17 protein-coding genes and 1 pseudogene are annotated in these 20,492 nt (G+C 45.1%); 2 read left to right on the top strand and 16 right to left on the bottom strand.

All coding sequences use genetic code 11. The features are described from left to right. Positions 1 to 19 precede the first annotated feature (19 nt). The 10 genes from DXA36_RS27955 to DXA36_RS27910 form a co-directional block, all read right to left on the bottom strand. Positions 20 to 763: an MBL fold metallo-hydrolase gene (locus DXA36_RS27955; protein ID WP_118682556.1), complete on the bottom strand. Its 744-nt coding sequence runs from the start codon at positions 761 to 763 to the stop codon at positions 20 to 22. A 6-nt stretch (positions 764 to 769) separates the two neighbouring features. Beyond that, complete coding sequence (locus tag DXA36_RS27950) at positions 770 to 1,606, bottom strand: carbohydrate ABC transporter permease (RefSeq protein ID WP_118682555.1); 837 nt, start codon at positions 1,604 to 1,606, stop codon at positions 770 to 772. A 6-nt stretch (positions 1,607 to 1,612) separates the two neighbouring features. Beyond that, positions 1,613 to 2,482, bottom strand: a complete 870-nt coding sequence (locus DXA36_RS27945; RefSeq protein ID WP_182479289.1) for a carbohydrate ABC transporter permease — start codon at positions 2,480 to 2,482, stop codon at positions 1,613 to 1,615. A 68-nt stretch (positions 2,483 to 2,550) separates the two neighbouring features. Next, positions 2,551 to 3,924 (bottom strand): ABC transporter substrate-binding protein, encoded by a 1,374-nt coding sequence (locus DXA36_RS27940; RefSeq protein WP_118682553.1) that lies wholly within the window; start codon positions 3,922 to 3,924, stop codon positions 2,551 to 2,553. A 202-nt stretch (positions 3,925 to 4,126) separates the two neighbouring features. Beyond that, positions 4,127 to 4,927, bottom strand: coding sequence for a response regulator transcription factor (locus DXA36_RS27935; RefSeq protein ID WP_118682552.1), 801 nt, complete (start codon positions 4,925 to 4,927; stop codon positions 4,127 to 4,129). Further along, positions 4,902 to 6,650 (bottom strand): sensor histidine kinase, encoded by a 1,749-nt coding sequence (locus DXA36_RS27930; RefSeq protein ID WP_118682551.1) that lies wholly within the window; start codon positions 6,648 to 6,650, stop codon positions 4,902 to 4,904. Before DXA36_RS27930 ends, DXA36_RS27935 begins: the two co-directional genes overlap by 26 nt. Positions 6,651 to 6,974: 324 nt before the next feature. Then, positions 6,975 to 8,672: a glycoside hydrolase family 2 protein gene (locus DXA36_RS27925; protein ID WP_118682550.1), complete on the bottom strand. Its 1,698-nt coding sequence runs from the start codon at positions 8,670 to 8,672 to the stop codon at positions 6,975 to 6,977. Between the two features lie 29 nt (positions 8,673 to 8,701). Next, positions 8,702 to 9,571 (bottom strand): carbohydrate ABC transporter permease, encoded by an 870-nt coding sequence (locus tag DXA36_RS27920; RefSeq protein WP_118682549.1) that lies wholly within the window; start codon positions 9,569 to 9,571, stop codon positions 8,702 to 8,704. Between the two features lie 10 nt (positions 9,572 to 9,581). Further along, entirely contained in the window at positions 9,582 to 10,502 is a 921-nt protein-coding gene (locus DXA36_RS27915; RefSeq protein ID WP_118682548.1) for an ABC transporter permease, read from the bottom strand. Positions 10,503 to 10,568: 66 nt separating this feature from the next. Then, entirely contained in the window at positions 10,569 to 12,167 is a 1,599-nt protein-coding gene (locus tag DXA36_RS27910; RefSeq protein WP_118682547.1) for an extracellular solute-binding protein, read from the bottom strand. Positions 12,168 to 12,437: 270 nt separating this feature from the next. On the opposite strand from DXA36_RS27910, the gene DXA36_RS27905 reads away from it, so the two are divergent. After that, on the top strand, positions 12,438 to 14,720 hold the full coding sequence (locus DXA36_RS27905; protein ID WP_118682546.1) for a helix-turn-helix domain-containing protein: 2,283 nt from the start codon (positions 12,438 to 12,440) through the stop codon (positions 14,718 to 14,720). Positions 14,721 to 14,728: 8 nt separating this feature from the next. On the opposite strand, the gene DXA36_RS27900 is transcribed toward DXA36_RS27905, so the two are convergent. Next, complete coding sequence (locus DXA36_RS27900; protein WP_118682545.1) at positions 14,729 to 14,974, bottom strand: hypothetical protein; 246 nt, start codon at positions 14,972 to 14,974, stop codon at positions 14,729 to 14,731. Between the two features lie 164 nt (positions 14,975 to 15,138). Beyond that, a complete protein-coding gene (locus DXA36_RS27895; RefSeq protein WP_118682544.1) occupies positions 15,139 to 16,008 on the bottom strand; it encodes an AraC family transcriptional regulator in 870 nt (289 codons plus the stop codon). Between the two features lie 225 nt (positions 16,009 to 16,233). On the opposite strand from DXA36_RS27895, the gene DXA36_RS27890 reads away from it, so the two are divergent. After that, on the top strand, positions 16,234 to 16,734 hold the full coding sequence (locus DXA36_RS27890; protein WP_118682543.1) for a hypothetical protein: 501 nt from the start codon (positions 16,234 to 16,236) through the stop codon (positions 16,732 to 16,734). Positions 16,735 to 16,863: 129 nt separating this feature from the next. Here the strand turns inward: DXA36_RS27890 and DXA36_RS27885 are convergent, their stop codons facing one another. The 4 genes and pseudogenes from DXA36_RS27885 to DXA36_RS27870 form a co-directional block, all read right to left on the bottom strand. Beyond that, positions 16,864 to 17,859, bottom strand: a complete 996-nt coding sequence (locus DXA36_RS27885; protein ID WP_118682542.1) for a serine hydrolase domain-containing protein — start codon at positions 17,857 to 17,859, stop codon at positions 16,864 to 16,866. 158 nt (positions 17,860 to 18,017) lie between these two features. After that, positions 18,018 to 19,373, bottom strand: a complete 1,356-nt coding sequence (locus tag DXA36_RS27880; RefSeq protein WP_243114759.1) for a phenylacetate--CoA ligase family protein — start codon at positions 19,371 to 19,373, stop codon at positions 18,018 to 18,020. Then, on the bottom strand, positions 19,370 to 19,963 hold the full coding sequence (locus DXA36_RS27875; RefSeq protein WP_118682541.1) for a TetR/AcrR family transcriptional regulator: 594 nt from the start codon (positions 19,961 to 19,963) through the stop codon (positions 19,370 to 19,372). Before DXA36_RS27875 ends, DXA36_RS27880 begins: the two co-directional genes overlap by 4 nt. A 259-nt stretch (positions 19,964 to 20,222) precedes the next feature. After that, a pseudogene (locus tag DXA36_RS27870) lies at positions 20,223 to 20,492 on the bottom strand (hypothetical protein); the annotation flags it as partial.

Genomic DNA, 20,492 nt, shown 5'->3' with positions numbered 1-20,492 from the left:
TCTCTTAACTGCTTCCTGACTATCGAAACATAGAAGCCGTATTTATGTTCACATGAGGCTGCGTCGTAAAAAGAAGCCTCGCTCTTAAAAATGTCCCATTCAGCAGGCGTCCGCCGTCTTTCATACATACTTCCCCATGCCCGGGCAGCACAACATCGGCCTCCATGTCCGCCAGCCTTTTAAGGCTATCCATATATTGGTGCTCCTCATAATCTGTCCCACCTGTCCACCCCACCATACCTTCCCGGCATAATTTATCTGCCAGTACGGTATCACCGGTAAACAAAACTGTTTTATCTTCCATATGTAGTTTGTAAATAACCGACCCGGCGGAGTGCCCCGGCGTATGTAGTACCTCAAAATCATATTCACCCGCCTTTATATGCTCTCCATCGTTGACAGAAATACATGTCTGTACCGGTTGATACGGTTCACATCCAAAAAACCGGTATTCTGCAATTCTGTCGCTTCCTTTTCTGATTGCCTCTGACTCCGCAGCATGGATATAAATATCTGCCTTTTCTGCTTCAAATCTGTAACAATTCCCGGAATGCTCGTAATGGCAATGCGTTAATAACACTTTATGTATTCGTTGTTGGTCCAACCCCCAATAGCTCAGGTTCCTGCGGATAACATAATATGTTTCCCTATGCAATCCCGTATCTATTAAAACAATTCCTTCCTCCGTACGTATGGCATATATATTTTCATGAACCCCATACATACATCCTGCAACCTGATATAAATCCTTCAATAATCTCATCTGTTTTCACCCCTTCACAGCTCCGGCAGTCATTCCTCCTATAACCTGTTCCTGAAAAATAACAAAGAATGCCATCATCGGAATAATCGCTATCATAAGTCCCGCACATAAAGTAGCATAGTCTGTATAATATCGTCCTTTAAGAGCAAATATACCCTGGGTAATTGTCTTGATTTTCTCATTCGCCAGCATAATATAGGCAAACAGATATTCATTCCAGCAGTTAAGCAATGTTAATGTGCCTATTGTCGCTAAGCCAGGTTTTGCTAAAGGAAACGCAATCTTATAAAACATTTTGAAATAACTACAGCCATCCATATAAGCAGCTTCGTCCAATTCAACCGGAATGCCTTTCATAAAGCTGGTAAGAATAAATATAGCCAGTGACAGATTGCTTGCCGCAATTAAAATGATAAATCCCTGCCTGGTATTATAAATATTCAAATGCTTCATAATTATAAAAGTGGGAATCAAAATCGCGTGAATTGGAATCATGATGCCCAGGGTAAAATAGCCATACAGCATCTTTGAAGGAAGAACCCTGGTAATAACAAAAGCCACCATTGAACTCAGCAGCACAATTAATACCACGCCGCAGATGGAATAAATAACACTATTTAAGAAATTTACCCCGATTTTAACATCCGTCCATGCTCCAACATAACTGGAAAAGCTTATGGATTCAGGAAGTGCGAGAGGATTTGCCGTTATATCGATATTCTCTTTAAAAGAACTCATTAACACCCAAAAGAACGGATAAAAGTCAACTACGGCAAATGCGATCAGCACAATATATTTTGTAATAGCGCCTATTTTCAGTTTCTTCATCTTTTTTTTATTCATATGCTTTTATTCCTTTTCATCCCGATTGAATCTCTTAATAAAGGCCGACAACGCTATGGAGTAAATCATGATTGTGACGGTAACGCAACTCCCCAGCCCGAACTTGTTCTGGACAAATGCAGTCTTATACATAAAGACTGCAAGAAAGGAAGATGCATTCCCAGGGCCTCCCTGTGTTAACGCCCAGGAATAATCAAATGATTTCAAGGATCCCGTAACTACCAGAATGATTGCAACAACGATTGCATCACGACACATCGGGACAACAATATGTATAAATATCTGAAATGCGTCCGCACCATCTATATCCGCACTTTCCAGCATTTCATTGTCAATGGACTTCATAGCCGCAAAAATAATGACAAGGGAATATCCTATATATTGCCATATCTGAGGGAAAATAACAGAATTAACCACTACGTTCACATCCGAAAGCCAATTCTGTTTTAAACACGATAAGTGTATCAGGTCCAGAAGTTTATTGATTGGCCCCACATCCCCATTGTAAAAAAGAGAGAACATGATTCCGATTGCAATAGGCGCCACAACCACCGGAATGAAGTAAAAAGTCCGGAAAAATTTATATCCCTTTGTTTTTCGCAACAACAGGAACGACAGGATCGTCGCTATGGGAATCTGGATAAATACGGAAGCTCCCACCAGCTTTATCGTATTGAACAGTACCTTCCAATAATCCTTCATGGCAAACATTTTTATATAATTCTGTATACCGTTCATCTTTGGTGTCCCGATCCCGTCCCATGATGTAAAACTGTAACAGATGGAGAAGAATACCGGTGCAACAATAAAAATTGTATAAACAAGAAAGGCCGGCAATACAAAAACAACTGCAAACAGATATTTCTTTTTCTTCATGATTCCCCCCATTCTTTCTGAAACAAAGGGCCGGCCCTATACCAGCCCCTATAATTCCAGCGTTGTGTTTATTCCGCATTATCAAAAGCTTCCTGAACCTTCCGGATGAACTCCTTATCATCAATAGCTCCCGCGAACATCTCATCCAGCCCGTCTGAATATGTGGTCGCTGTATCCGTAGTAGGCATTAGGAACCAAAGGGGCTGGTAAGTAGGTAAATCATTTGTATACTCGATAGCTTTTGCCATCCAGGGATCTAATTCAGAAGCATCCAAAGTAATATTTTTAGCCGGCATTGTAGCTGTCTTACCTAAAGCACTGAAAATTTCATCTGATAAAAGGAAGTCCACGAAATCAATAACAGCAGACTTCTTGGCGGGATCCTGGAAAGCTTCTGTTGTAATGCAAAGCCCTTCGGAAATTGCTCCCATATTAAATTCTGTAGGAGAAACCGCTGCGTCCGGCATTTCCGGGAATGGCGCAATCACTGTCGTATCAAGTACGTCCGCACTGATTGATGCAAATAACCAGGGAGCGCACATCATCATTGCTGCTTTGGACTGGGTATAGAGCAATGCTGCATTTTCGCCTCCGCCATTTGCAATGGTATCATCCGGATACATACCGAGATCACGCATCTGTGTAATATACATGGCTGCATCCGATGTCGCCTGCACCGCAAACTCCCGGTCAATTGTCAGATCCCTGGTATCTTCAATTCCTCCGTCCAGTTGATAAAGCACCTCATTATAAAGGATATGTCCGTAGTCTCCGCCTTTTGATCCCACATCAATTGTTGTAATCCCATTTGCTTGAAAGACTTCGTTGCATTCTTTTAGTTCATCATACGTAGCAGGGATTTTTAATCCATATTCATCAAATAATGCCTGATTATAAATACAGAACCATTTAAAGCTTTCAACCGGAAACATGAATTCTTTTCCATCAAGCGTGGAGTTTAAAAAGGTACTTTCATCCCATTGCTCCCTTGCAATATTTTTACTTTCCGCACAATACGCATCCACATCCACCAGCAGGCCATTTTCCACCATGGAACCTAAATTTGATTCGCCGCCCCAGTACATAAATACATCCGGCAAATCCCCGGCGGCCAGATCGACCTTGATTTTGTCCTGAAGATCCATACCGCTGGCTGTTTCAAGAACAATATTGACGGAATCCTTATGTTCCTCCACATAGTCCATAATCATCTTCTCATAGGTTGCATTCTTAGGATCCGCCGTTCCGGTCCAGTTATATGCAAATCGAATGGTGGGAACGGAAACGTCTGATGTTGTTTTTGTGTTTTCCGCTGTTTCGGCTGTTTTAATCTCATCCCCGTTTTCTCCTCCACTTTGTGAAGAATCCGCAGACGTACAGCCTCCCAAAGCTGCTATAAGCAGCGATGCCGTTACTAACGCGCATATTGTTTTCTTTTTCATACCCCTAACCTCCTGTTTTTTATATAGTATTTACTATGCTTTAATAGTAATGAACAAACAGCGGCATGTAAATTGAACTTTTTTTGGAAACATAAACTTATTTTAACAATCTGCTCCTTTCATCATTGGGCAAATAACACAAATAAGTCCAAAATCCACGAAGGATTCAGGACTCTCTGCACACAAGAAGGCTATCCAATTACTAACGTCCGCACTGGCTTTCTCTATATTCAGAAGGCGTAACCCCAATATATTTCTTAAAAATACGGTTAAAGTAAACGATATTATTATATCCAACCATATTCGCAACTTCATTTACCTTCAGAAACGGCTGCTGCAACAGTAACTTTGCATTTTCCAGGCGCAGACTATTCACATAATCATTAAAGCCGCTGCCGGTTTCCTTTTTAAACAGCTGCGAAAAATAGGCCGGATTGACAAAAACTTTCCCGGCAATTGTTTCCAGACTGATATCTTCATTATAATGGTTCCGGATATAATCCACCGCCAGCCGGACCGATTCTTTTCCATTCACTGCATGATCCGCTTCTATCTCCTGGCCATTGGATAATTTGACAATCTCTTTTCTAAGTTTGGAAACGTACTGGGAACCCTTTTCCCTTTTAAGAACAGTCTCTTTAGCCCGTTTAAGAATGTTGAATATTTCCGCTTCATCCAATGGCTTCAGCACATAATCAAAGGCCCCCATCCTGATAGCCTCCCTGGCATATTGAAATTCATCATAACCGCTGATAAAAATAACAATCGTATCTTTCGTTTTTCTGTTCTTTCTGAGAGTTTCCACCATCTGCAGCCCGCTTATCCCCGGCATGCAGATATCCGTTATTACAATTTCCGGATTCAGCCTGTCAATCATTCTAAGGCCGTCTTCGCCGTCATAAGCTTCTCCTGCCAGTGTTATATCCAGTTCTTTCCAGGGAATGATCCGTTTCAACAATGAACATATCGGTTTCTCGTCATCTAATATCACTGCTTTTATCATCCAAAACCTCCTCCGTATAAGGCATCCTGACCGTCACCTGTGTTCCTTCTCCCAAATGGCTCTCTACTATGATCCCATATTTTTCTCCATAATGCAGCTTCAGACGCATGTCCACATTAATCAACCCTATGCCTTTGGAGGGCTCGCGTTTATCCGTCAAATCTTCATTTATCCGTTCTATCTGCTCCGAAGTCATTCCCATCCCGTTATCAATGATACGGAATTCGATTTCTCTCTGCTTTTTGCTTCCAATAATTGTTATAACCCCTTTCCCTCTTTTGGGTTCAATCCCATGGCTGATCGCATTTTCTATCATAGGCTGGAGGATAAATTTTACAATTCTGCAATTCATGATTGCGTCGTCAACATAATACATGATGGATAATCGGTCTCCATACCGATAATGCTGTATTTGCGCATAGTTTTTAATGTGATTGATTTCTTCTCTTACTGTAACAATATTCTCTTTACTGATACAGTATCTGAAAATCTTTGCCAGAGCTTTTGTCATCTCACTGATACTTATGACACCATATTCTAATGCGATACTTCTTATATCCTCCAGGGTATTGTACAGAAAATGAGGATTAATCTGTGCCTGCAGGGCTCGAAGCTGCATGGAGGTTTTTTCTTTTTCCTTTTCTATGGTGATCTGATTCAGCTTATCAATCTGAACAAGCATGTCATCAAACGTATACGATAACACCATAATATCCCGGTTTCTTGTCACAACAGCCGGTGTGCTTTTATCGGCCTCTCCAATTTTCTTCATTTTAGTGATCAAATCATTTATCGGCCTGGTTATGCTTTTCGAGACGAAACAGGAAAAAATAACGGCAAAAAACAGGGTTATCAATAAAATTAAAGCCAGGGAGCGGTTCTGTGCAGAAAAGTCTGCTGTAAGTGCATCCAAATGGATATAGGCATATACATTCCATCCGGGACCGGAAATATAGTTATATATCTGTTCTTTTTCCCTGCTGTCAAAATTACTCAGATAGGAGTACTGGGCGCCGCTTACTTCTTTCCCTATTGTCTGTTCCCATTGGTAATCGCTGTCACTCAAATAATAGATAAGTTTATTAGCATCGTTTATAATAAAAAATTCCATTTCGCCCGGATTATATTTCTCTGCAAAAATATTTTCCAGATCTGAATACTGCAGGTCAATACCGATTGTCTGAAGCGCATTATATCGGTTATAATTCTGAATATCCGTAAGAAAAGGGATTACCCTTACACTTACAACATTTGAATAATAATCCGCATCGAAAGGAACTCCATTTTCTTCTTCTCCAATCCGGTGTAACAGCCTGTCGGCATTCAGCGTATTTAAATTACTGAAAATACTGTTATCCGTCCCTATATAATAGGTTCCCGCATGGTAAGAAACAGAAAAAACAATACTCTGCATCATGCGCTGTAAGCTTTTCACCGTACTCAGTTTTTCACTGGGAGTTTTCTCATTATAATTTTTATACATATCTGAAGACACAGACATTGCTATTAATTGGCGAGTCGTCACATTAATCTGATCAACTAATGATTGTACATCATCTGCAGACTGCTGTACAATTTCCTTCTGATAGGATAAAAGCTGGGTTCGCGTGGATTTATTCAGTTGCTGATAGTAAAACAGATTAATCAGAATCGTTGGGATTAAAACCGAAACCATCATGGAAATGATTAATTGTATCCGTGTCGTAGTAAATACTTTCCGCATTTCTTCCTGTCCCCCGTTTACAGATAAAGTTCCGGCCTTTCCCTGGACTTTCCCATTACAGACTACCGGGCTAATACTTTATTCCCGCGCTTTATTATACAATAGGGAAACAGACAAATGTATAGTAAATTTATATTTTATATTACCATTTATTTCCGCGGGTAACGATCCACCTATATGCGCTTGCGTGTATAGCTGGCGACAGCCGCGAGGACCAAATACCCTGGATAATCTCAGCTGCCTGCTAAAAAACAGGAAAGAGGGATGAGCTAATTCTCCCCCCCTGCATTCCTCTACAAAAAATTTGTTTTTCCGTCCGGACCGTTACGCTTCATCAAAATAAGCAGCAAGTCCCCTATAGATCCGTTTCACCGTCTCATAAGACAGCTTTGGCCTTCTGTACTCATCCACTATCCCTTTATTGTTCATCGTTCTCGGACGCGTTCCAAACCAGCTGTCGCATACCCGTCCGTCACAGAACTGCCAGATATAGACACCGCTGCAGCCTTCCTGGCCAAATACTGCTGCCAGCTGTTTTTCAATCGCCGCGGCCTGGTATTCCTCAGACCATTTCACTTTTGCCGGCGTACGGTAACCATAAACCGCACCGGCGCCTATCTCTGTTACGAGAAAGGGTTTCCCCGCCCCTTCCGTTTCCTCCTGGACCCAGTGATACAGATCCTTCAGGTACACATCTGCCGGCGTATCATGATACCAGAGAGGATAAATATTATAAGATACGATCTCCGGCATTCCAAAACAGATATCGGTCTTAAACTGACAGCTGGCGGAAGAGCGCGGACGGCTTTGATCAAGCTCCCGGATAAGGTTATACTGTTTCCGGTAGCATTCCCGTCCGTATTCCGTATGGCTGGCGCATTCATTTAGAATCCCCCATATGTAAATGGAAGGATGGTTGTAATGTGCCTCTATCATTTCACGGATGCATTCCTCACATTGGTTTTCAAAATTCGGATTGCGCATATGTTCTTCGGACAGCCCCCTGGCATGGTTTTCCTCCCAGACCAATACTCCCGTCTCATCGCATAAATCCAGAAATAATTCATCGTTGGGATAATGAACGGTACGTACGGAATTAGCCCCCAAGTCCTTTATCAGCATCAGATCCTGCTGCATGGCCTGAAAAGGGATGGCGCAGCCAAACTGCGGATGATCTTCATGCCTGCAGAAGCCCTTTATCCTTATTTTTCGTCCGTTCAGGAGGATATCTTTTCCTTCTATACGGATCTCCCGGAAGCCTACCCTGTCAATCTGATCATCCACAGCCTTCCCGCTGCTGTCCTGCAAAACCGCGCTCAGTACATACAATGCCGGATTATCCGGCGACCATTCATCCACCTGCCCGCAGCAAAGATTTTCTGCTGTAAATGCCGCCGCACTGTCCGGTTCTGCTGTCACGGGCATTGTATGGAGTATCTGCTCCCCCAGGTACAGGACCAGTTTTCCGCTAAAGGCCGTTTCCGAAAGATTCTGCAGTTCCCCTTCCACCGAAGCATACCATTCCCCATCTTTCCGGACAGGGGTAATATGCAGGCGCGACAGATACACATCAGGTATCTCCTCCAGCACCACCGGACGGGTGATCCCTCCGTAGGACTGGTAATCATTGGGGATATGCAGGGCGGACTGCGGGCCGAAAGAATTATCTGCGATTACCTTCAGATGATGTTTCCCTTCCGCCAATCCCTTGACGACGGCGGAAAAGGGAGTATAAGCATTATAATGGGATGCGATTTCCCTGTCGTCCAGCCAGACCTGCGCCGTATGGCTCACTCCTTTAAATTCGATTCGCACATTTCCGGAACAGATAATATCTCTTTCATAGCAGCCCCTGCCCCGGTATGTCTGCGTATCCGGACAGCTTTCCCAGCAGCCGGGTACCGCAGCCCTGTATCTGACAGGATCTCCTTTCCCCTTTTCCGGCAACGTGCTAAAATCCCAAAGACAGGAGGAAATCTCCTGCGTTTTTCTGATTTTATGTGTAGCAAATGTTCTTATCATATTTACCGCCCTTTCTTTTCCGGGTTCCTCTATTCTTTCACTGCCCCAATCATGACACCTTTCACAAAATGCTTTTGTATAAAAGGGTAAATACAGAGTATCGGTACGGTGGAGACTATGATTGTGGCATATTTTATCGTCTGGCCCACATCCTCCACATCTGTCTGGCCCGTCATGGCCCCGAGCTGGCTTCTCGTCAGGATATCACGCAGGAAGATCTGAATGGGCATCTTTTGTGCATCCCGCAGATAAATCATAGCGTTAAACCAGGAATTCCAGTGGCCCACTGCATAGTAGAGCAAAATAACCATTATGGTTGGCTTCGCCAGAGGCATTATAATACGGAACAGTATCGTCCAGTCACCCGCTCCGTCAATTCGCGCGGATTCCTCCAGGGATTGGGGAATCCCTTCAAAGCCGGTAATCATTATCATGAGGTTAAAGGTACTTACCGCCCCCGGAAGAATCAGGGACAGCCGGCTGTTAATCAATCCTAAATCCTTAATCAGCAGATAGCTGGGAATCAGGCCCCCATTGAAATACATGGTAAAAATAAACAGAATGGTGAGAAAACGGCGGAGCATAAACTGTTTCCTGGATAATACATACGCCGCCATACAGGTAGCCAGAATATTAATCATTGTTCCTGCGGTCACATAAAAAATGGTATTCAGGTAACCGCTGTAAATGGAGGGGTTAACAAATACTTTTTTGTACGCATTCAGCGAAAACCCTAGTGGCTTCAGCAAAAGGCCGGAATTTCCCATCAGCTTAACCGGATCACTGAAAGATGCGAAGATAACGTATAAAAAAGGATATAAAGTCATCAGCGCAACCAGCCCCAGTACAGCTGCGTTTACCAGCCGGAAGCCCCATCCCCGGATATTTTTCTTTTTCATTTAGGTTCTCCTACCATAGACTGTGTTCTGTTAATCGTTTGCATATCTTATTTGCACAAAAGAGCAGTGTCAGATTGATCACGGAATTAAACAGGCCTACAGCTGTGGAAAAGCTGTAGCTTTGATCCACCAGACCTTTCCGGTAAACATAGGTGGATATGACATCTGCGGTTTCATAGATCGAGGAATTATAAAGGAGGATTATTTTTTCAAAGCCCAGATTCATCATATTCCCCACACGAAGAATGAACATGGTGATTATGGTGGGCAGAATCCCCGGAAGCGTTACGTGTAACATTTGTTTAAAGCGCCCCGCCCCATCCATTCTTGCCGCTTCATACAGCTCCGAATTAATTCCCGCAATTGCGGCTATGTAAATAATGGATCCCCACCCGATTCCCTGCCAGATATCGGATATGACATAGATTGGCTGAAAAAGGGATGGATTTAACATCATATTCTGCTTCGGATAACCAAACCGTGTCATAATCTGTGTCAAAAATCCATCCGTAGCCGTAAATTGAAGCACCATTCCCGCAACAACCACCGTAGAAATAAAATGGGGCATATAACTCACCGTCTGGACAAACTTTTTATATTTATGGCTGCGTACCTCATTCAGCAGCAGGGCAAACAGAATCGGGGCCGGAAAGCCAAAAATAAGGTTTTTTAAATTAATGGAAAAGGTATTGCGGATAAGCCGTTCAAAATATACACTTTTGAAAAATTCACTGAAATGCTTTAAGCCTGCCCATGGGCTGTGAAACACTCCCAGCTTCGGCGTATAATCCCGGAACGCTATCTGTGCGCCGTACATGGGATAATAGCAAAATACCAGATAAAAGGCCACCACCGGCAAAATCATGAGGTAAAGCCCTTTATGCTTTTTCATATTCTGCCATAGTCTGGCAGAAAAACTGACCTTCTTCATAAAATGCTCCTTTAATGCAGGCCCGCAATCCGGTAATTCCGGCCGGCGGACCTGCCGTTTACCTTGTTATCTTGCCAGATACCTGTCGTATTCCGCCTGCCTGATTGCAATCGCCCTGTCGATGTTCATATTTTTAATATTTTCCACGAACTGAGGGAAATTTTCCAGTGGTTCCGTTCCCAGAATGAATTTAAGTTTAAATTCATCCAGATAAGTCTGGATATCCGTCATGATGGAATTGTATTCCTGAACCTCTTCATTCGTCATGGTCTGGGGCGGCATATCCTTTATGGGTGCGTCGGGAGTTGCCCATACCTCCAGGGATTTTTTCTGTACCTCATAAGCATAACCGCCCAGCATATAATCCTTTTCTACCAAGAACGGCTTATTGTTGCAGCCGGCATAAACCGAAAGCGCTTTTTCAATAGAAAGCCCGTCGGGATTATGTAGGACAAAGTCCGTAAACACAGGCTTTCCGTCCACCATCTCATAGGTAACCCCTTCTTTGCCGTAATTGGCCAGCATATTTCCCTCTTCGCCATAGGTATAGTCAAGTACCCTCGCCGCCGCTTCCGGATTGCTGCAGGCAGCGGAAATCACACCGCCTATGTTGTTGATACGGTAGCTGCTCTGGTCCACAAGGAACTGATCCCCTTTGTTCAGAACCGGATTGGGGGCCGGCTGGTAGTTCATTTCTTTATTTTCTTCCTGCATGGTCTGGATTTTTCCCAGTGTGCCTCCGGTGTATCCCCATACCAGTCCTGTCCTCTCACCGGCAATCTTGGCAAAAAAAGCGTCCGCATCCTGTGTAAAAGCGTCGGGATCCAGAATTCCCATATTCATCCAGCGGTTAAATAAAGTAAGGAAATCCAGGTATTCCTCTTCCACGGCTCCGAAGTGGACTTTGTTCTCTGCGTCCACGTACATGCCTTCACGGATTCCAAAGCTGTTTACCATAATATTGTAGTTGCCGTATATGAAGGAAAAAGCCGCATCACAGCCCTTCTGCTCTTTAAATGCAACGAGCACATCCTCCATCTCCTGCACTGTTTCGGGCAAATCGAAGCCCAATTCATCCAGCCAGTCCTGACGGATCATATTCCCATTGAATACAAGCGGGGAATCCGGCTTGCGGATCATAGGTGTCCATGCGTACAGGCCTTCGTTATTTTTACAAAGCTTATCCACCTCGGGGTCCGATTCCAGATACGCTTTAAAGTTAGGAAGCTTTCCCTTATCCATCAGATCATTTAAAGAAATGATGGAGCCGTCCAGAAGCATTTTCTGAACACCGCCGGGGAAGGTGGTATCATATTCAATGATAATATCCGGAAGGTCATCGGTGCCTGCAAGCAGGGATAAGGCATCCTTTCCCCCGGTGCTGTCAAGGAATTCCAAATCCACATTACATGCTTCTTCTATTGCCTGCCAGTATTCCCAGTCCCCCTGATCGCTGTAAAGATCACCGTTCGTCCAATACGCCCACACACTGAGCACCGGTTTTTCCCCGTCCTCTGCCGTCTGCCCGCTTCCGGCTTCCGTTTCTTTATTATGGGAAGCAGCCGGTGCTTCCCCGCTGCCGCCGCAGCCTGTAAGTACAGTTGACAGCAGCATGGCACCTGCCAATGTGACAGAACAGATTCTATTTCTCAAATTCTTTCTCATGTTTAAACTCCCATCTGCGTGACCCTGCACGCGTCCTTTGTTTCTGTTATGAAAAGATACTGCTTTACTACCCGAACCGGCGCGCTTTCGTTTCGATGTACGACCAATATACCCCTGTCCGCCTCAGACGTAAATCTCACAAAAGCACACTCATATGTTTCTGCGGAAAAATGCAAGAAAAATAAGATTGGTTTAGAAATATCATACTGGAATTTTACCTGCTTATGATATACTTATTATACAGTATCGTTATAAAGGGTGAGGGGTTATATGAATCGGATATTCCATAAACGCATAAAGAAAAAAAGAACCGGCTTATTCTGGAGGACTCTGGTTTCTTATGCCATTGTTCTTCTGCTGCCTATATTAATCTGCTCCTTTTATTATTTCCACAGCTATCATGCCCTGAAGGAACGCAACCGGACAAACCAGCACCTGATTCTGGAAAATTTTGCGGAACAGATAAATTCCGCCTTCCGGGACGCAGTTAATTTAGGATCCCATCTTCAGCTGAATAAATACGTGGCGGCCCTGTCCAACAATAAAAGTACGATGAACTCCACTCCGCCTATGGACAGATACTATCTGAAAAAGGACCTGGCTTCCCTGCAGGTATCCAATTCCTTAATCCAGCGGATTAATCTGTATTTTCCCGGTTCGGAATATGTGGTGAATTCCGCTTCCACGTTTTCCACCACCCTGTTTCCATTTATGGAGTCTAAAAGCTACAGCCTGTCCGGAAACGACTGGGCTTCTATCCTGGACGGCCTGCAGACGGAGCGTATCCTATGCTATGGCGCCGGGGATAAGAACTTTATTACCGTTGCCGAGGAACTTCTGACGGATATATCCGGCCGGCCCCTTTCCATACTGGCTATCCAAATTGATAAAAAGAATCTGCAGAACCGCCTTCAAAACAGTCTCCTTCTGGAGTCCCCCTGTTCCTTTGCCCTGATCAGCGGCGACGGGCCTCTTCTGTCCACGGGAACAACTGATATCCGCCTGTCCGGGCTTCCTTTTGAAGAACTTGCCGCCGCCGGACCGGAATCCTCCGTTTATGAAATCCAGGCTGAAGAGGAACTGATCATTGATTATTATCCCCTGCAGATACCCGGAACCGCCCTGATTTCCGTTACCAGAAAAGCGGACTATCAGGCCCAGACGGCGCAGCTGCTGAAACTCATGCTGCTCACCATTTTGTTCTGTGTCCTTATCGGAATTGTAGTTATCATGTATTACTCAAGGAAAAATTACGAACCCGTATCCCAAATCCTGCAGTTCATAAAGGACACGGATGAGAGCATGGAACCGGAGAAAAACGAATTCCATTTTATAATGAAAATCCTGTCCCAAAGCCGGAACGAGATAGAACGGCAGCGAAAGCTGCTGAAGAATAATTACATGCAGAAGATATTTTCCGGAGAAATTGTTTTTGACCAAATCCCCGAACAGGTGGCGGAGCAATTTTCCCTCAACCTCACGTATTCCTCCGTATGTGTTGTCCTGTTCCATGTAGATAAGACAGGAAGCTTTAACGAACCGGATAATGTTCTGGATCTGACCACCTTTACCGTTGAAAATGTTTTTCAGGAGCTGTTGTCCGAACGATTTCCCGATACCTGGTTCAGCAACCGGGGCGCGAAAATTTCCGTGCTCATCCATATCCCCGAACAAACTGCACATCCGCTTGAACAAATTGAACAGCTGACCAGACAGCTGCTGGAATTTCTGAAGGATTCCTTCCAATTATCCCTGCGTGCCGGCATCAGCTCCATACAGCAGCAAAAAGAAATACCGGACGCCTATCTGCAGGCGGATACCGCCCTGGAATATCAGCGGTTATTCGAAACAGGAAGCATCTGCTGCTATGAAACGATCCCCCAAAAGCAGCTGATAGGTTCCATTCCGCTGAATACCAGCGAATATGTCATCAATCTGGTAGTTGCCGGAAACCAGGCGCAGATAACGGACTATTTCCGGATGCTGGATAAAAATATGGAGAAATGCATTCTATCCTGGGCCGACGCCCAAAGCTGTTTTTATTTCTTTTACCAGGCTACCGCAAAGCTGCAGCTCTACTGCCAGACCCATTATGGCCTTCAGCTGGACGCGCTTGCTTTTCTGGATGAGGATTTTTTCTCACAATCCCTGCCCAAAGCGCTTGCCCGGACGCAGCAGGCCTATCTGGCTGCAAGCGAAGAGCTGGCGGAAAAAAGTAAAAACCCATCCTACGACCACTGGGGAAAAGATATCTGCCGCTTTATCGAAAACAATTATTTTGACGCCAATATTAATCTGAATACGGTTGCAGAGTATTTTCATATCTCACCGGCATACCTTTCCAAAAAATTCCGGGATCAGTATCAGAAAAGCCTGATTGACTATCTCTATGAAGTGCGGATATCCAATTCCGTTGCCCTGCTGAAGGAAACAGACCTGAAAATAGCCGATATTGCCCAGATGACCGGCTTTGTGGACAGTAATGCTTTTATACGGATATTCAAGAAGCTAAAGGGGACCACACCGGGGAAGTATAAAGGAAGCGGAAACTGAAACCGGCGCTACGGCATCCGGCGGTTCTGTTTCATCTGCGCCTCAAACCGCAGTCTCTCCGTATCCATATCCACATTCACTTCCGGATTCTCCCCGGGAAGCTTCATGCTTTTGTCAGCCCTGCGCTCCGGACGTTTTCCTTCGATTTGACGTTTGAAATCCCATTTACGAAACAGGCCCGCCGTCACGGAACCTAAAACCGGCACAAGAATCACAATTGCCAATACCAACAGCAGCCACTGTACGTTAGTCATAATAACACCCTCCCGTCGTTTTGCGCGAATTGAGTACCGTTGTACGGTCGTATTCCTTATACTGCTATTTTAGCATAGCAAGGCAATGACGGAAAGAAGGGATTATAAAAAAGAGAGAAAAGGGCAGGTGGCGGTTACAATCCGAAGCCGCACGGTGGAGGTTACTATAAAACCGGAACCCAATACGCAATCCTGCTCCTGCCGTCCTCCTCCGTTTTCTCACCGTACCGCACAAAATCATACCGCGCATCCTCATTCAGCCGGCAGGTTGACTGCGGAAACCATTCTTTGTATATATAATCTGCCGCCGGCTGCATGCTGTCCTCTCTTTTTCCCCTGAAACTAAACACAATGTATTTTGCGGCAGGAAGCTCCCTGCCCACCATGCCTTTCGGAAGGACGCCGATCCGCTCCACCTCCGATGCTGCATAATAAGAAAAGGCCGGCTGCTTTTCCGCATCCGCATCCCATCGTGCATAATCGTTCAGGCCAATGAGAAAATCCGTATTTATCCGGTTGGGTATCCCCGCCTTCCCGGCGTGCATTTTTTTCCAACATTGTCCGATTACAAAGAAACCCAAGCGGGTATTTTTCTGATACCCGGCCAACAATATTCTGCCGCTTTCCACCATTTGAACATCCGTAATCATGTCTCCTTTAAGCTTCCCGGATCCGTCCACAGTCAATGTAAGCTGTAAGGGACAGAACTCCCTTTTGCGCCGGTAAGCCAGCGGACTGCATTTATACATGGCCTTAAAACCGACTGTAAAAGACTGCTGTGTTTCATATCCGGCAAGCAGGGCAATCTCCATAACCGGCTTATCCGTAAATACCAGCAGCCGGGCCGCCTCCGTCAGCCGCCTTCTCCGGATATACGTATGCACGGAAAAACCGGCAACTGCCGAGAACATCCGGCTTAAATGATAGCGGGAATAACCTGCCACACGGCATAGGCTGTCCAAATCCAGACGTTCTTCCAAATGCCCTTCCATATAAAACACTATATCCTGAATTGTTTCCAAATTTGTTTTCATTGGCCGTACCTCCTTGTGAATACTATACACTTTCCGCAGCGGATGTTTTTCACATTTTTTGCTTTGTTTCATCTCTTTCACAGACAGCCTGCTCCGTTTTTACAATCTTTCTATAAACTACCGCTGTTTTCTTTTGTCGTGCAAACTTATTTATGCTCTGCTATAATGATTCCGACACCGCTGTTATTATGAAAGGATCCGTTTTATCTTTCAGGGGGATACACAATGAAAAAAAAGAATTTAAAAAGAATTTATACCGTGTTTATGTTTACGGCTGTACTTATCGTACCGGTTATCTTACTCTTTTTCTTTCCCGGAAGCGGATCCGCCTCCGGTATCAGGACTTACGGGACAGATGAATACCTGAAAGCAATGGATAAGGAAGAGCTGTCAGAATTGTTTGTAAATACAGGCGGCAGGTATGATATTGCCTGTGTTCTGCGGTATACTGAGGAAGGTGATATCGGCTTTCCGGCTTCTGCTTATTATGCAGTATATGTTCCAGGTGCCGGTGATTCTTCAGCCATCGGACTGGAAACCTCCGGCCCTGTGTTCCGCCGTTATCTCAAGCTGAATCTTGATTCCGGCGGACAGTCCGGCAATTCCGTTTTCTGCCTTACATTTCATTCGGATAAGGAGATGGATTTCCGGGTCTATTTAGATGGGAAGAAGATTGATACTGCGATCATGGATGTTGCTTTTAACCCGGTGCCCTTTTTTGAATAAATATCTGTGTAAAAATCACAGCGCCGGCATTATCCGACAGACCATCCCTGGCCTGCCGGATCCTGTTTCAACCGTGTTGCTCAGTTAAAATAGGTTGCCAGAATGGTGACTAGGTTAGCAGTGCCGCTGTCAAGATGCCGGAATATACAATCCCTGCTTAAATAATGGCTCCACGTCTTTAACTATAAAATCTATAATATCCTTCGCGCTTGGCTTGAACAGCGCGGCTACGGAAATAACCAGATTTTCCGACGGATTGACATAAATCACATTTCCGCTGTTTCCCATAGCCGCATATCCGTTCCCGATCCCTGTCCACCACAAATATCCGTAAGACAGATTTTCTTTTTTCCATCGGCTGTGCTCCGTTAAGCTTTCCGTAACCCATGCACCGGATACGATTTGTCTGCCTTCCCATTTTCCGCCGTCCAAATATAACTGCCCGATTTTTGCCATATCCATGGCAGTCAAAGTAAGGCCCCAGCCCGCCGTATTGGTTCCGCATTCATCGGCGACCCAGCCGCTGGCGTTATTCGTTTTGACAAACGCAACATGCTCTTTGGCCGTATCCAGAATGATAGGGGATTTTACGGCAATACCAAGCGGGGAGAACAGCGCTTCCTGTGCAAAATCAAGTACGGAACAACTGCAGGCCTTTACAAGAATCCCCGACAAAATGTCCGGTCCTACCATTTCCATATACCGGAATTCGCCGGCAGGCTTTCTTCCGCCCAGCAAATCAAGGGAAGCCTTCACCCAGTCTGTGCTGGAAAAAAATCTGGTATACGGCGCCGAACGGAATTTATATGGTGCCGTCATGGTCAGCAGGTTCCTGATGGTGATGGTCTGAATGGTTTTCTCTCCCCTCTTAACCGTGTAATCAGGGAAAAAATCCAGCACTTTCTGATCAACGCTCTTAATATATCCCCTGTCAGCCGCAATGCCCGCCAATGTCGAAATAATGCTTTTTGTTACCGAGAATACATGAACGGTATCTGCTGGCGTATATCCGTTAAAATAATTCTCAAATTGCTTTTCCCCGTTTTTTAAGATAACAATACCCGCTATATTGTTATATTTACTGCTGATTGTCTTTTCAAGTCCTCTTATTTTCTCTTGAGGCATATGTGATTTCTCCTTTGATATTATTAGAGGATGCATCCTTACAATAAACAGTAACCCCATTAAAAATGCAATTCAAGTACTATTTTTCAGAAGAAAAATAAATATTGTTTTCACTGGAAATAAATGCGTTCAGACATCCCTCACACATCCCAAACCACTCACTTAAGACCCACCACATGTTTAAATTTCCCGCTTTCCGGATGGATCTGCGGCAATTCCTCTCCTGCACAAATAGTCACATGCACACCGTTTGTCACGAAAAAATCCTGCAGAATCCTCTCTGCCTTTTGATAAACCGTGCGTGGATCCCCGGCGAGGATCCGCAGTTCAAGGAGATTACGTTCTTTTTGTACCAACTGAAAACGCTTAAGCCCGGGGACTTCTTTCAGTTGGGCATACACTGCCAGCGGCTGGATCCGCACGCCTTCCTCAAATCGCAGAATATCATCCCTGCGGCCTTCTATTTCCAGCCACGGGGCCTGGCAGCCGCAGCCGCACGCTTCATGATGCATAACAATACGGTCGGTCACCTCATATCGGATGAAGGGCTGCACCTTATTTGCAAGATTGGTAAGCAGGATTTTCGCGGACATCGTTCCATCGGGCACAGGGTGGTTTTCTTCATCCACCGCCTCTATCATAATCCATTCCTCATTCAGATGCAGGTGCCGGTTAACGCATTCATGACACATGATCCCGCCTTCCGTGCAGGAATAATTGGTCTGCACAAACCCGCCGAAGGCTTTTGTCAGTTTCTCCCTCACATCATCCCGCAGAAGTTCGCCGCCGGTCATTGTGACAGCCGGCGCAATATGCAGGCGCCCTGCCTCCTGCTCCTCTGCCAGCAGTTCCAGCCCACTGGGATATCCTCCCAGCATGACCGGTGAAAAACGGTTAAGCTGCTCCACTATGTCCGTTATCGGCATCCTCACATCCAGATTTTTCATCAGACCTTTTTTCCATGGCATCCGGCGCAACTGGTATGCAATAGAACCGCTGCCCAGATAGAAGCCCTCGGCAAAAATACTGGCCGTACGCTTCCCATTCTTAATAAATGCGGCCATATCTTCTTTTCTGGCATAGGATCGGATTACGGACAGCGCCGAAGATATATTCATACAGGTTTTATCATAAAGAACCGTCAGCGGAAATCCGGTGGATCCGGATGTTGTAAACACCAGATACCTTCCGTTCATGCATTTCCCCATATTGGATTTATCCTCTATGAAAAGAGCTGTTTCTTCCTCCGATACGCTGCGATCAGTCAGCCACTGATCAAAGCCGGCCATTAAATCCGGTTTATTCACAGGAGGCAGATCGGTAAGCTCCCATTTCTCCGGAAGTCCTTTATACAAGTTACTGTAATATGGGCTGTTTTGCCTGGCATATGCCACCAGCTTCCTCAGCCGCTCCTCTGCAAGCTTCTGCCGTCCGGCGGGTGTCATCCTGTCCGCTTGAACGGTCATAAGCAGCGCTTTCGCTAATCCGCTCTCTTCCATCTTCCTTTTCTTCATTTCTCCCCTCCATCCCCCAAGCTCTGCCTTCTCCGGGCCCCTTCAACCATATCCGCCACCGTACGTTTCACCATGTCGGCCGCCTGTTCATCGGAAAAATCCATGTGATTTGTAGCGATCATTGTGGCAATCCCATGCAGAAGAAGATACCCCCGTAAAAAAATATCTTTACATTCCGCCTCCGTCAGACCATAGTGATCCTGAAAAACAGCCGCCATTTCACGGTTGGTCTCATATCCCATCATCACCTCCCACAGATTCTGCCCCTGGAAGCTGTCTGAGAGGTATAACAGATGGAACAGGTTCGGCTCCCTGCGCGCCAGATTCAAAACCCACTTGTTGGTACAGGCGATAAAATCCGGTCTATCCTTATTTTTCATAATCTCATTTGTAAAACGCCGGCAGGCATAGGAAAAGACTGCCTGGTGCAGCGCTTCCATCGTAGCAAACTGGCTGAAAACCGGCTGGATGGAACAGCCTGCCGCCTCCGCCACACTTCTTGCCGTGACGGCGGAAAATCCTTCCCTTCTCGTTATTTCAAAGGCTGCTTCTAACAGCTGCTCCTTTGTGATTTTCTGTTTCGGCGCCATATCTCTCACTTCCTTTATATATCAATTGTTATATATCATATGATATATTATGTCTTACACTTCGTCAAGCGGAAACTGATTTAAGAGGAAACTAATCATTCCTCCGACATACCAAACCGCGTTTCTGCCGACGGTATCCATCAACGATCGTTCCGTCTACCAATTATGTTTTTCCATATAATTAGGCGTATCCAGGGCGAACCGAGATTATCCGTTTTTCATCTCTTCCTCCGAAACTGCTTATGGTGAACCGCATCCTTCAGCATCTCTCAATCCGGTATTCCTTGTATAACCTGTCCCGATACTCTTTATTTTTGATCGCTGCCCGTAAATCCTCCATACGGAAATCGGCAAGAAGCTTTTCCGACAATGCGGCGAAACAATCTTCTCCCAGTACCAGCCCCTGATTCACTCCATCATTATATAAATCATCCAAAGCCTTACACATATTACAAGTTTCCTCCTTTACAGGCAGTGTTGTCAAAAGCCGCGTCCCTTTGGCGGCAGCCGCCAGGAAAAGAGCAGCGTC

The sequence above is a fragment of the Eisenbergiella sp. OF01-20 genome, from assembly GCF_003478085.1.
GTDB lineage: Bacteria > Bacillota > Clostridia > Lachnospirales > Lachnospiraceae > Eisenbergiella.
This window is presented reverse-complemented; position numbering and strand designations above follow the sequence as displayed.